Here is a 13,758-nt window from a genome sequence, read left to right as displayed (position 1 = left end):
TAATCTGAGCAGTTGCCACGGAATTTGAGTACACCTGTCTCGGAAGAGAGGGCAGTAGATAAAAAATTTCGAATTGAAGGAAAACGGGATTATCTAGGGCTAAACTTGACATTGGACCCTGCTCGGATGCTTCGATGGGTCGAGGGCTGTGGCTCATAGGAAGTATTCCTATTGGGTAAGCCCCATCCCTAAGAGATTCAGGGTAGCATCCTCACCCCCATGTCAAGTCAGCTAATGGGTCAATGGGAGTATTTTATCATACCAAGCTGAGAAGATTTGCGAAAAACTCTTGACGGTACCAATCCCCAATATCTCTCAATGATAGAATTTTTCGTCACTTGCTTCAAAAATTTCTTTCACAGTCTTAATGCCACCACTATTCAATATCTCAATTCGCTAGTACGATAGCCGTTAGTCATTAACCTACTCCCAGGTTGACATCGACCTCAGGCCCAGAAGTTTCCCCTTGCTGTCTTCTCCTACTATCCATATCTATCATCGATTTTAACTCATTTATAAGATCTTTGATCTTCTCGATTTCATCTTTTGACTCGTTTTCAAATAATTGAAGATGACTCTCTATTAAACCTATTACCTCTGGAACAATAATGTTTTTAATGTTATTGAAATTTATTTGACCATCATTTTCATCATTGAATTTATTTTCATATTCGATTTCATTTAATGATAGTTTAGATTGATTTAATAATATTAGTACAAATTCAGCTTTAGGGATTTCATAAATCAAAAGTAATATATCGTTAATTATAGATAAAGTTAAATTTACATTTTTAGAACTTGATTTCAACAATGGTTCTATTATTGACTTGAGGAATTTCTTAACTTGTTTATATAACCTTCTTTCTATATATTCTTTCAAAACAATACTAACTGACTTTCTTATGCTTTCACCGAGATGTTTCCATTGGAGAAGCGATGAGTTAGATGAATTATAATAACATATAAAAGAATCTGTTATTATCTGAAATATCAATTCATTATAATCATTATTTTTGATTTCTTCACCAATTGTTAAGATTATTTTTGAAATTGAATCGACCAATATGCATAATGGATGATCAGATTCACTTTCCTTATTCCCAGCGTATCTTAAACCGTTTTTATTAGATAAATCAATTAAAATAGGATACGTCTCTTGTAAAGCATACATGGCAATATTAATAGCCCCTGCTTTTAAGGAACTAATAATTATTTCAGTAAGACTTGTTATTAGCTTTCTTAATTCTTCTATGTTTTTGGTTTTTTGTGCCTTGATAAGGATATCCTTTATTAATCGCTCTGGATTTAACCAGTTTATGAAGGAGATAATGAATAATCCTGTGAAAATAAAAACAATTGCATTAAAAATAATCATTAAATTTAGAATATTATAATATCCGGCGATTTCATGTGGTAATGTCATCAGTAAAAATATATCTACACATATAATAACTGGAGTGAAAATCATAAAACAATATAACTTCTTTTTAGGAAATAATTCATAACTTTTAATGGAAGTATTATCTCGATACATCTGCATGAATATTAGAGAACTACTAATAACTAAAGCATATATGGTAGAAATACCTTGGATTATTGTACTTAATGTATACCTGTAATTATCTATATCATATTTTAAGTTTTCTAAAGGTTGCATTATAAAATTTAATAAATCTGGATAATACCTTACTGAACCGATATTCAATATAGTATTTGAAACTATAACTGCAATAATAATGAGAATTCTATAAGCCCATTTTTTAACCCGTAAGAAGTTATTTTTAAGCCATTTCCTAACTGTTTGATACAAAATTAACACCGCCTATGAGAATCCAAATATCCGATTTTACCTTTTAATATTTGTAATAATTTTCATTAAATATATTATCATAGGAATGTAATTAATAACATACATTAATTACTTTTATATACAATGCGCTGTAATGGCTTTTATGGACACCAAGAATGACTAGTATAATATGGTCATGATGAAAAAAAAAAAGAATTATGATTCGGAATTTAAAAAAGAGATCGCTCAAATCTATTTGGATGGTCGAAGAACAGCCTCCAGTTTATCCAAAGAACTGGGATTACACGTTAATACAATCTACAAGTGGGCAGAGCAATTTAAGACCGATCCCGATAACACTTTTCCTGGTTCAGGAAACATGAAGCCAGATGAAGCCGAGTTAAAGAAAGCTCAGCGACGTATCAAAGAACTTGAAGAAGAGGTTGAAATCCTAAAAAAAGCCACAGCATACTTCGTAAAGAACAGGAAGTAAAATACGAATTTATCTACAACACCGCTTCAAGTTGGGGATGGATCTAGCCCTGGTCTCTTCTACTTCTCCTTACCAACCCTGCACCCATCGTAACTAAATACCATCCCCCCGCCATCATATTGCTGCGTTAAGTTGTTCGCTGACTGAGGGGATTGGGGTCCGGCCTGTTACTCCGCTAACAACACCAAACCGCTCAATACCTCCCGTTTATTCCAAATTTTCCCACCGTGCCTAAGCAAATTGTTGAATTGTTGTTCAAGGTCTCCCTTATTTACCTATATAAGTAAAAATCCAGAGCAACACGCCCTGGATTCGCAAAGCCGTTTAAATATTTGGGTTTTAACCCCGCTATCGCAGGTGGGGATTATTAAGTTTTCCCCTAGCATTGGAGGTCTGACTTAATCAGTACGTTTATTAGCCATCAACATTATTACGAATTTTCCTTGCTAGCACTATTTTTACCCCTACCTCTATTTTTACATTCTAGGATAGCCTTTCAGTCTTTACCTCTGACACATTAACCCTAACATAAATTTACTATTTTAAATTTTCCAGAAATCAACAACCCCCATACTATTAACCAACATGTTTTAGTAATATAACTTCCAAATTCGTTGGATTTATATTGCATCGTCAATCAAACCATAAGGTAATCCCTTTTTCCCATCACCATCAAATTCTTCTATAATAAACTTCTTAAGTAAGAAATCAGGGTAACCATTATTTACCACAATTAGTTGTATCTTGTCCCCTAGAGTTTCCTCTAGTGTAACAAAATATCTTATTATTGAGTTAAATATCTCTTCATCTTTAAATTCCTCTTGTTCAGCTTTAGCTCCAAGGTTTTTTCTTGGTGAATCAATTATCAGCAGATTAAGATGATTACGATTTTCAACACAAGCTTCTAGTAGGATCGCCAAATAATATGCCATGGTTATTAATGTAACACCAGCTAGACTACCCAAACTTCGGTATAAACGATTTCGCACATAGGGCAAATAGGTTTTTCCCTCAATAAACGCTGTATCAAGTTTTGGGAAGTTGAAAGCACTTAAGATATCATAAAATTTATTTGATAACTGTCTAATTACATCCTGCTTATCTATCGCATTTAATTCAGTAGATTTAATCCTATCTTTAAGATTTGCGATCGATTCTTCTTTACTTTTTATCACCAGTTCTAGCCGTTGAAGCTCATCCAGCATCGATAAACTTTGATCAAGCTCTAAGAGAACCCGATTCTTTTTACCAATCTCATAATTCAGTTGCTCAATCTGTTCGATATGCGGGTTAACGTAATCCTTATAAAGGTGCTGAATCTCGAGTTCGGCATCTAGCAATTCCAGTTTTAAAAGTTTCTCTTTTTTTAGAATTTCATCGTACTTGATTTCTTCTGTATTAATAAACTTTCTAAGTTCTGCTATTTTAAGTTTCAGTGACCTTACTTCTTTTTTAATAACAAGTAACTCGCTAATTTCATAATCATCTTTTTCACTACCACAAAGACAACAACTCTCAACAGAATCTGGTCTATTAACAGGTTTCAGGCAGTTTGGGCAAACTATATATTCATATTTATTAAGAGCCTGGTAGCCCTCAAGTGCCATTTCCTTCTTATCAATTTCACTTTGATACTGATTAACAAGAAGTCGAAGCTTACTAATGAACTGCCTTTGATCGTGTTTTGTTTCCCCTAATAACCCTAACTCTGTTTTAAGCTTAACAATTTTACTTTGTAGGCTCGATGATAAATTGGTTTTAATACCTTTATCGGCCTTTATACTAGCGAGCACCTTTCGTTGTTCATTCAATTCAGTTTCCATTTTCTTCTTTTGTTCCTGGTACTTTTCTATATCAACAATTTCAGTATTAGTGAGAAAATCTTTAATCCCAATAAATTTTATTTTATACTCTTTAAGTTCCTCTTCCTTGTCTTTCAAATTAGATTTTAAACCTGCCAGCAGTTCATCATAGATATTAAATATAATCTCAAAAGTTGCCTTTCTCTTAAGGTTCTTTGCCCATTCTTGTTCATCCATTATGTCTTCATTATCTATTTCAGTTTGCTTTAAATAAGAATATTTAAATAAGTCTCGAAAACTAAAGCTTTGATTACTTATTTTCAAGTCAGCTAAACCAAGTTTCTCAACTAAAAAAGCAGATAATGAATTGTTATTGCTTGGTGAATCGATCTCTAGTCGATTGAAGAATCTGTAAATATTTTTTCCCCATCCCATTGTTCTAAGATAATTGGTGCTTTAAAATTAAAGAGCTTTCTTCTTATTTTGTACTGCTCCAAACCGATCTTTAATTCCAACTCAACATCAGTAGAGTTTGCGCCAATTTCAATATAATCTTTATGCCCCTTAGAACCAAGTGCATAATCAATCATTTCAAGAATGGACGTTTTTCCTGTTGAAGTTGGACCCGAGATATAGTTCAACCCATCCTTAAATTTGACTATGTAATTCTTTCTATTACCAACAAGGGTTAGTTTCAATAACACGAACCTGGGTTTCATTGCTACACCTCCAGTACCCGTTTGAGCAGATTTGTTTTCTGAAGAATATCCTCTTCTATCTTTTTATCCGATATCTTTGAGATTTTCTTTTGAACATGCGTAGCAAATTTAACCAACCTGTTCTTGTATTTGCTTTTCAATGAACTTACTAGTTCGACCCCTCTACTAGTAATTGCGTAGCATTTATCGTTATCTTTTATTTCAACAGCAATTAGGTCTTTTGACACAAGATAATTTATTACTTTCCTATATTGAATTAGGTCTGGTTTCCAATGAAAGAAAGCATAGTATTCGTCAAAATTTTGTCTAACGATTGAGTTTAGATCTTCGCCACTCAACATGGTTGCGGGGAATTTCAAATAGTAATCATAGAGCTTAATTTTATTATCAGTTAGTTTAAACCCGTGTTTATCTTCAAAAGCCAAGATAAGAACAAGAATTCGGATCGAGTCAATAATAAAAGTATCTAAGGAGACATTGTAAAAAATACTCAATGTTGCTCACCCTCCTTCTCACGAAGTAGATACTCCTCCAGCTTCTTACCATAGTTCTTTATCCAACCAACGGTACATTCATCCGCTAGTTGGTGAAGGATTCCTTTTTTAGCCAGTAGATTTATCTCATTCAAAGATTCAAGAGTGGTAGTATCACTATCCTCAATTCGCATGTAAGTCTGAGCAAGTAATTTGTTGCCATCACTTTCGTTTGCATATAAACGATATTGTGTGTTCCATATACTTTGAATCTTCATCTTAAGCTGCCTATAAACTCTTAGCTCCGTCTCATCGCCCTTACTTTCTAAGATGCTTTTCGAAATTTCAGCATTGAAAAACTCATTCTTACAGCTACCTGTGTCCGTGATTTTTGCACTTTCAATTTTTTTAATAAAAATACACTCATCATAATCCACGTCTTCAAAATCATTGATGGAGTATATAATTTCATCGTAGATACGCTGTCTCTCAAAATTAATATATTCTAATACTTCTTTTAGCATATTTCGGATATCTTCATCAAACTCACGGTCGTACAAGTCGGCCTTTATTAGTTCAGTAATTAAGTAACTTCCATCATATAGCATAATCGAAATACCAAAAGAACTTGAAGAACGAGTTTTCCACGTTGACCACCACTTCTGCTCTTCCACAGAAAGAATGCAAGGCAAACATAAATACCAAGACTTAGCTTTATAAGCATCTGATTCTACTACAGTTTTGAAAGAATCTCTTATTTGTTCCTTCTGGGAATTTCCCACTCCATCAATAAAATATTTACACTGATAAACATTAATCTCTTCATCAAAATCTCCTACGAAAACATCTATGCCGCCATCACCCTGAGTAACACGTACACCATAAGTATTTTCAAACTTTGACTGAAATAGTTTAATACATATTTTTTCAAATATATCCCTTGCTCCAGCTTCACCATACTTGTCACGAAGGTACCTAAAATCTCTTTGCACTCTAATCTCTCCCATGCATTCTGGGTAATTTTGTTGATGTCCATCACAAAATCAGTAATAAAAAAGCAACCGAATCGTACCTCTTCAGGATATGCTTTGCTTTCGGCTCTTTAACTTATCAAATAAGGAACCATCTTGTGATTCTAATTCCACAAAATCCCTTAAATCCCTGCAAATCTTACCATCAAAATTAAAAGAGCCGAAGCGCCCATCGCGCCACGGCAATTTATAAGCTGATATAAAGTTGTTTATACCACCACCCGATCCGGTTTCCCGTATCCCCACCTTCCCCAGGGTATCCACTAGGTAAGCACATCTCATCCTGCAGGATTGAAGGAGCCCGGTGGTTGACTGGTGGCTGTGGATTTTATCACATTGGTGGGGATTTTGGGTTTAGGGGTAGCTGGTGCGCAACAGCAGGTAATTTGCTATACGGGGAGTAGGTTCCAACTACAACCAATCATCCCTGATAATAGCATACATAATGCAGTCATCAAATTCATCTTTGTGGATTAAATATTGCCTTAAAGTCCCTTCGTATTTCATCCCGGATTTTTGCAGTACTTTGCCCGATAAAATATTTTTGCTTCTATGAAACGCCTGTACTCGATTGATACCAACATTTCTGAAAGCATATTCTATTAGGGCTTTTAAGGCTTCTGACGCATACCCATTACCCCAGAAAGATTGTCCTATGCAATATTCCACATCGGCTCTCTGATTTTTACTGTCCATAAGATAGAACGCAATTTGCCCTATATTTCTATTTGTTTCTTTTAGAATTATTGACCATCTGTAAAACTCGTTACTGTCATACGAGCTGATCCATTTTTCTAATATCTGTTGAGTTTCAGAAATGGTTTCACACGCATTCTCACCGTAATTATTTTGAACTTCTGGATCACTCATCCATGTTTCAAATACGCTTTGGGTGTCAGCTATTTCAAATTTTCGGAGAATTAGTCTTTGTGTTATGATGGTTTGTGTACCGATATGATTAAGCAAAATAATGTATCACCTTCTATTATGCTATCTCAAATTTTAGTGTCCATCCTTCTTAGTAGTTCCACGATTATCCTCCGTTTCCTTCAATAAAGAAGTAAACAGAGCGTCCAAAAACGCTCTGTTAGTTGTCACCCAACGCATCCCTCACGGCTTTCCTGTTCGCCAAGGACTTTTATTATCCACTGGCTAAGTTCATCCCCTCCTACGGGATTGAAGGAGTTCGGTGGGTTTGATTGGCGAACTGGGGGTATATGGGGATTTGGGGGTGAGGGTGGGCTAGAAGTAATCAGCTGTTTTATCCAATACTAAATAAGCATCCAGTAATAAAAGCTGCTTGTAATGCCCTTACTTCTTCTGTAAAGTGTACATGATCATAATAAATATTGTTTCCTAGGCTGCTAGTAAATGAAAATAAATCAATAATTGGTATTTGATAATTGTCCATTATTTTATGTGCCAAATTGTTATAGAGTTCAACATCTTTGCCATACCTTAGAAATCCTTCAGATCTACGGTTATGGATTATATCAATAACTGGGGTAGTCGTAATCCAAAACATTCTTTGTGACATTTTCAAGGCAACTTCACAAATTTGTTTTAAATTCTCCTCATAATGCTCTTTCTCAGTTTGAATTTGATTAGTGTTACGATCTACCCTTATATCATGTAAACCACAATTCACGAGCAATATGTCGTAACATACACCTTTTTTCTCTTCATCTCTTAAATACTCCAGGACCATATTACTGTCACCCGCATTAGCCCCATTTGGCTTATCCAAATCCTTGAGAGCTTCAATAACCTGGCACTTTTGTTGATACTTAAACCTACTGCTTATTATCTTTTCCAAAAATGGGCTGTAGTGTATCGAGATGCTATCGCCAAGGACACATACTCTTCTCTTTTCCATATATTTCACCTTGCTACTCAGTCAATTAACTTAGTTTCTATGTTTAGCCTTTTTCCCCAATCCGACCTTCGTATCTCATCTTCCTTTAAAATACTCTTCGTAACCATAACACTCCATAAACTCATTCCTCCACCTTTCCAGTCCAAATATTCAATATCCAAGTCCATCCACATCCTGCGGGATTGAAGGAGTTCGGTGGTTTGACTGAGGCTGGGATTTATAGCTGGGGCGAGATACGATGTATTTGTTATTGATTAGGTGTCCAGAATACCCAGAATATTTATTCCTTAGTTGGTGCTGGCATATTATGTTCATGCATATAATCATTAATTTTATTTGCAGAATTTTTGTCAATCTTCGGGGGTTGAATATATATCCAAATAGTAACGAACAAGGTTGATACTACCAATACGACGATTACGGCAATCTTTAATTGTATCTTCATCTTCTAATCACTCTCCACATTAGTGATAATGTTAATCATCCGTATTCATATGACCAATTCCCCGCTCCATATCCCTCCACATTCCCAATATCCCCCAGACAACCACATCCCATCCTGCGGGATTGAATGAGTTCGGTGGGTTGACTGGGTTTATGCGGATTTGGGGGTGAGGGTAGCGGGTGCGGCTAAATGGCTAGGATCTGAATTGAAAATGGCCTTCTATAAATATAGAAGAAATTATTCCATTCGTTCAATGCTCTCTTGCACTATGGCCACCATATCTTCTTCCGCACCTAGACTGAAGTTAAAAAGAACACCTTTCCCTCCACCAGCACCAATCGCAGAAATAAAAATATTATCGCCATGTCCCACTACGGTGAGGCTTAAACTCGCTCTGTTTCCATTTCTCATAAAATATTTATCGTAAACCCGAACGGCTATATTTGTATTTCCAGAAATGTAATTGCTCTCATCGACTAAATTCATAGTTAATCCACTATTTCCAATATCCTCTTGCAAATGGTTAACCACTTCCTCAAATTGACCAGTAATCGTTTTTTCATACTTAGCCATTATTATCCCATCCCTCATATTGAGCCGCTATACCCATCCAGCTTTCCCTCCAAATAACTATCGATCATATTGTCCGGAACATTGCCACGTTGAGCTGTCCGCCAACTGACGGAATTGGTGTACGGGCCAGTTCTAACCGCTCTTCTTTCCTAATTATACCACCGTACCTCGACAAATTGTATAAATCCAGAGCAACACGCCCTGGATTACATTCCCGCAAAGCCGTTTAGATTATTTGGTTTTTCATGGGTGGGGGGTATTTATCCTATAACTTGAACACCAGCTTGGCGGGTTGCACTGTTCGGAACAGGACTGGAGTTCCATTCTAATGCATAACATCAGAATATTGAGCAGTATCTCTCCCTGAATTTATATTTTTGGCTCAACTGCTTTGAATATAAATCTTAATGTCATAATGACAGATGCAAGTCTATACTTTATCTCAATTGGTACTGTGTTAGTGTCATTAATAAAATCTAGAACATCCTGCTCTTTAATTTTAGCAAATCTTGCAATAGTATTAGCACTTATCTTATGCACTTCAATAAGCACTTCTAAAAATGCTTTGAATTTAAAATCTGGTTCTTCATTTACAATATTGTCTAACATTAGCAGTGAGAACAGAAAAGAATGCAATTCATAGCCTGTTGGTATTTCAAACTTATGTCCATCATTTTTTACTCCCAACAAATTCGATAGGCATTCTGTGCTCATTCCGAAATCGTCCGTCAATGTTCTCAATTTTTCTTCTAATTCATTAAACCCTATATTATTCTTAAGCTTAATCATCTCTGACATTTTTTCACCTCTCGAAATTTCAAACTTAAATCCTACAAACGAGCAATACCGCCTAATCAGACTGCCCCTCCACCTTCCCCAGTATCCACCAGGCAACCACATCCCATCCTGCGGGATTTAAGGAGTTCGGTGGTTGACGGGGGGCTGGGGGTTTTTTTCATTGCGGGTATTTGGGGTTGAGGGTTAGCTAAGTAATGGTGGCGAGAAAGATTTGTAGTACCCAGGTTGATAATGCTGGATACAAAGGCTAGGGGTGATCTTAATGCACTATATTCTTTTTTACGCCTTAACGCAGATTTATCGGCGATCCACATTATTAGCCTTTGGCGAAGTTCGGAAAATGGGTCATAGCGAAGATCCGTGCGATTAGAGTCTTATAAAAAAGGTTCCGTAAAGTAGACAACCGAATTATCATAAATTACATCACCTTTTGATAATTCTAGCCTTTAATTCTAAACCAATAAATAACAAGAAAGACGGTATAAATGAGAAAAGGGGTGCTAAGTTTGCATTATAAAATAGGCGGCCGGTATTGTCCAAGAAACCAACCATCCAATTTGAGTCACATGTGTAGTAAGCATACACCAGTCGCCATCCTGATGGATCGTTGCTATTAAAACTGTCCGGCCAATTGACATAACAATAAAGCCATACCAAAAACCCAATAATAGCTGGTAATATACAGGATAAAAAGTTCTTATATTTTGTACCTTTTGGAGTTAATAACAATCCTAGGCAAATACATAACACTACGGATAATAGCCCAAATAATCTTGGTACCACTGTGGACGAAGAAAAAAACTTGCCCATTATAGGGGAAAAAAAGAACAGTACCATGACGTCTAAGCCTAAATGCAGTAAAAAAGCTTTTATATTATTTAGAACCATTCATTTCACTCCTTCTTGATATTAAATACACGCCACATTCTTGAAGATTCGTGATCAAAACCAAAATAAGAGAAATAGCATAGATACTTATCTTTAAGCGTGATTTTAAACGTGCTACCTTGAATAAAATCATAAGAAGAATAGTAACAGAACCTTTATGCTTAGGCGAATAGTAACTGGAATTGGTTTCTACGTACCGTTCAATTATCGGTGATAATTTACCAATGGTGTTATTGGGTATATTCGCAAAAATGATCAAAGAAATTAATAAAGAAATATAATTTGCAGCTAAAATATTTTTAAATAATAACCCGGAAATAAACTTAATTAATGTATACGAGACCAAAATAAATGGTGATAGTAAGGATGTACATATAATAACTAAAAACAACGATGAAACAAAATCTCTTATTGCGTTAGTTGTCTTAACCAATTTTCTATACCCCTTAGATCATTTCTTCTCTTTAATACAAGCAATCTAAATATCTCACACCTCCCCTGAGAAGTAAGGGGAAATTTGTAATAAAACACGAAAATCCCTTTCCACTATTGTGAAGAGGGATTTGCCATTTCAAAGATGTGCCCAGCTTTTATTGGAATATTTTACTAAGTTAACTCTATTTTTACTTCTAACATGTTCCCATGAACGCACCCTTAACACATTCTTAACATTTTTGGCCTATTTCAAAAATATCCCATCCACGAAACCCTTGCTACAAGCGACTTTCAAAATGTTAGTGTTTTCAGAACCGACACGGTCTCGACGTGCCTCGGGTGTGCGATTTGTCGGCTTTGAAAACACATGAAGTCCTATAACGACGTCTTCGAAAGTAGTTAACAGCCAATGTATATTTGATAAGCAAAGATATTTTCTTCCGCGCCTAATCCGTCACAAACCGAAGCTCCTTTAAAATCAGTGCTCTTTTAGGCATTCTCCAACCTTAATACCTTCCAAAATAGGAACGAGACTCCCCACGCTAATACGAAAAGCCCAACCAGTATATAACCAATCCCACCAAAATTAAGATTCTGTATCCATCTCCAGATTCCACCTGTAAGTCCTAGTTTCGGAATCATAATTTGGGCTAATTCGATTAACCCAATAAGCAAGGCAGCTACAACCGATATACCGGTCACAGATAAATTGTAATAAACCTTTCTAAGCGGTGTAGAGAAGGCCCAGTTATAGGCAGTCGTCATAAAAACCCCGTCGACGGTATCCATTAGGCTCATGCCGGCAGCAAATAAAATCGGTAACGATAAAATCGTGGTGAAAGGCATTGCTTGACTAGCGGCATTAGCAGAAATGGCCAGCAAAGCTACTTCCGATGCTGTATCAAATCCTAAGCCAAAGAGAAATCCAAGCGGATATACATGCCAACTTTTACTAATAAATCGGTACAGAGGTCCAAAAAACCGAGATATAAAGCCACGGTTTAAAAGGAGTTGCTCCAAATTCCCTTCATCCATTTCCCCTCTATGCATTTTTATGAACAATCGATAAATATCAAACCAGATATATAGGTTAAATAGTCCAATCAATAGAAGGAACCCTCCTGAGACTGCTGTTCCAATTAGGCCACCAATGGTTTGAAGCTGTGGGATATTGTCCTTGGCCCAAGCCATTGAAAAAGCAGTCACCAATGCCATTATAAAAACGACTGAAGAGTGACCGATCGAGAAAAAGAAGCCTACCCCCGTTGGTTCTTGCTTCTGCTGCATCATTTTTCGCACAGTGTTATCAATAGCCGCTATATGGTCAGCATCAAAAGCATGACGTAATCCTAATGTATAAGCTAACAAGGCAATCCCTATCAATTGCGGATAGTCTCTTATTGCCGGGAATAAAAGAGACAGGCCTAAAAGGTGTATTCCAAGAACAGCTCCACCGTAACGTAGCCATTTTGGACGGTTAATGACAGTTGTTGCAGTTGTATTTTTCATATACTTACTCCCCCTCAAACCTTTGAACCATTTATACACTTTTTAGCAGCGATGGTCTGTAATTTCTCCAAAACAATTCGGTGGTTAAGTAGATTCATATCCTTAATTCTTGCGTTAATAAATCTTTGCTTGCCAAAGATATCGACTAACCGTAGCCCTGCTTCAGAAGGTTCAATTATGTCGACTTGTTCAAGAAACAATTCTTCTTGGTCGTCCCCTGTTCTGATATAGACATTGGTTTCACACATCCTTTTTCCCTCCTAACGTAAAAAGACCGTGGAGAATCGTTCCTGTTTTACCCAGGCTGACCTCCATGGTCTAATGTTATTTAAAATTAAATTTTCCTTAAATTCCTTTACGTATTTCTATATGTTCAAATATTCGACATTAATTTTAAAATACCTTTAATAAAAAACAATTTTCTTAATTTTTTAAAATACACAGCTTTAGATTGTTCTTCTCATCTCAAGACCTTTGGCAATCACCGATTGCACAACAGCTGAACATCAGGCACCGGCAGGGTTTTTCGTGGCGCATTCACATCCGGTATTGGCCCCAGTATGTCTCTTTATATCTTCTAACGTAGAGCAACATTGTGCGACTGCCACATGATGCAGAATTTCCTCCTCGGTAACATTGGCACAGTAGCAAATGGGAACCGGGGGTGGGACATTCTTAAACCAGATCTTGTTGATCAATTGATCTTGAAGAATTGTTTTCTTTCCATCTTCAGAATAATAGGCAACTTCACATTCAGAGGTTCTACACAGGAATAATTGTTCTTCTTCAACCTCTACATCCGGTTTTACCTGATGTTCAACTGTTACTTGACGCACTTTTTGGCCGATCCCGCCACAAACAGGACATGAGGGAATAACTTTTGAATTATTTGATAGCCCAATTAGCATGATAACACTCCTTTTAACC

The 13,758-nt window shown here is 36.2% G+C and carries 12 protein-coding genes and 1 pseudogene; 1 reads left to right on the top strand and 12 read right to left on the bottom strand.

Annotated elements, in window-relative coordinates:
- Positions 1-418: 418 nt before the first annotated feature.
- Positions 419-1,810, bottom strand: a complete 1,392-nt coding sequence (locus tag DEAC_RS11745) for a hypothetical protein (protein WP_047810242.1) — start codon at positions 1,808-1,810, stop codon at positions 419-421.
- A 178-nt stretch (positions 1,811-1,988) separates the two neighbouring features.
- On the opposite strand from DEAC_RS11745, the gene DEAC_RS11740 reads away from it, so the two are divergent.
- Positions 1,989-2,282, top strand: a complete 294-nt coding sequence (locus DEAC_RS11740; protein ID WP_047810331.1) for a transposase — start codon at positions 1,989-1,991, stop codon at positions 2,280-2,282.
- A gap of 620 nt (positions 2,283-2,902) precedes the next feature.
- Here DEAC_RS11740 and DEAC_RS22245 read toward each other — a convergent pair.
- The 11 genes and pseudogenes from DEAC_RS22245 to DEAC_RS11670 all read right to left on the bottom strand — a co-directional run.
- The gene (locus DEAC_RS22245; protein ID WP_152671393.1) at positions 2,903-4,519 is read right to left on the bottom strand and encodes a DNA recombination protein RecN; all 1,617 of its coding nucleotides are present in this window, start codon (positions 4,517-4,519) and stop codon (positions 2,903-2,905) included.
- On the bottom strand, positions 4,477-4,803 hold the full coding sequence (locus tag DEAC_RS22240) for an AAA family ATPase (RefSeq protein WP_053006403.1): 327 nt from the start codon (positions 4,801-4,803) through the stop codon (positions 4,477-4,479). The genes DEAC_RS22245 and DEAC_RS22240 overlap by 43 nt, the downstream gene beginning before the upstream one ends.
- A gap of 2 nt (positions 4,804-4,805) precedes the next feature.
- The gene (locus tag DEAC_RS11725) at positions 4,806-5,297 is read right to left on the bottom strand and encodes an ABC-three component system middle component 2 (RefSeq protein ID WP_047810241.1); all 492 of its coding nucleotides are present in this window, start codon (positions 5,295-5,297) and stop codon (positions 4,806-4,808) included.
- Positions 5,294-6,268, bottom strand: coding sequence for an ABC-three component system protein (locus tag DEAC_RS22235; protein WP_053006402.1), 975 nt, complete (start codon positions 6,266-6,268; stop codon positions 5,294-5,296). The genes DEAC_RS11725 and DEAC_RS22235 overlap by 4 nt, the downstream gene beginning before the upstream one ends.
- Positions 6,269-6,718: 450 nt before the next feature.
- On the bottom strand, positions 6,719-7,273 hold the full coding sequence (locus DEAC_RS11710; RefSeq protein ID WP_047810239.1) for a GNAT family N-acetyltransferase: 555 nt from the start codon (positions 7,271-7,273) through the stop codon (positions 6,719-6,721).
- Between the two features lie 295 nt (positions 7,274-7,568).
- Positions 7,569-8,183, bottom strand: a complete 615-nt coding sequence (locus tag DEAC_RS11705; protein WP_047810238.1) for an SGNH/GDSL hydrolase family protein — start codon at positions 8,181-8,183, stop codon at positions 7,569-7,571.
- Positions 8,184-8,865: 682 nt separating this feature from the next.
- Entirely contained in the window at positions 8,866-9,201 is a 336-nt protein-coding gene (locus DEAC_RS11700) for a DUF6054 family protein (protein ID WP_047810237.1), read from the bottom strand.
- A gap of 369 nt (positions 9,202-9,570) precedes the next feature.
- Entirely contained in the window at positions 9,571-9,999 is a 429-nt protein-coding gene (locus DEAC_RS22230) for an HTH domain-containing protein (protein WP_053006401.1), read from the bottom strand.
- A 1,812-nt stretch (positions 10,000-11,811) separates the two neighbouring features.
- Positions 11,812-12,831, bottom strand: a complete 1,020-nt coding sequence (locus tag DEAC_RS11680) for a HoxN/HupN/NixA family nickel/cobalt transporter (RefSeq protein WP_047810234.1) — start codon at positions 12,829-12,831, stop codon at positions 11,812-11,814.
- 14 nt (positions 12,832-12,845) lie between these two features.
- Positions 12,846-13,079, bottom strand: a complete 234-nt coding sequence (locus DEAC_RS11675) for a CooT family nickel-binding protein (protein WP_047810233.1) — start codon at positions 13,077-13,079, stop codon at positions 12,846-12,848.
- A gap of 261 nt (positions 13,080-13,340) precedes the next feature.
- A pseudogene (locus DEAC_RS11670) lies at positions 13,341-13,739 on the bottom strand ((2Fe-2S)-binding protein); the annotation flags it as partial.
- Positions 13,740-13,758 lie beyond the last annotated feature (19 nt).

Source organism: Desulfosporosinus acididurans, from assembly GCF_001029285.1.
GTDB lineage: Bacteria > Bacillota > Desulfitobacteriia > Desulfitobacteriales > Desulfitobacteriaceae > Desulfosporosinus > Desulfosporosinus acididurans.
The sequence above is the reverse complement of the archived record's forward strand: the minus strand, read 5'-3'. Positions and strand labels throughout refer to the sequence as shown.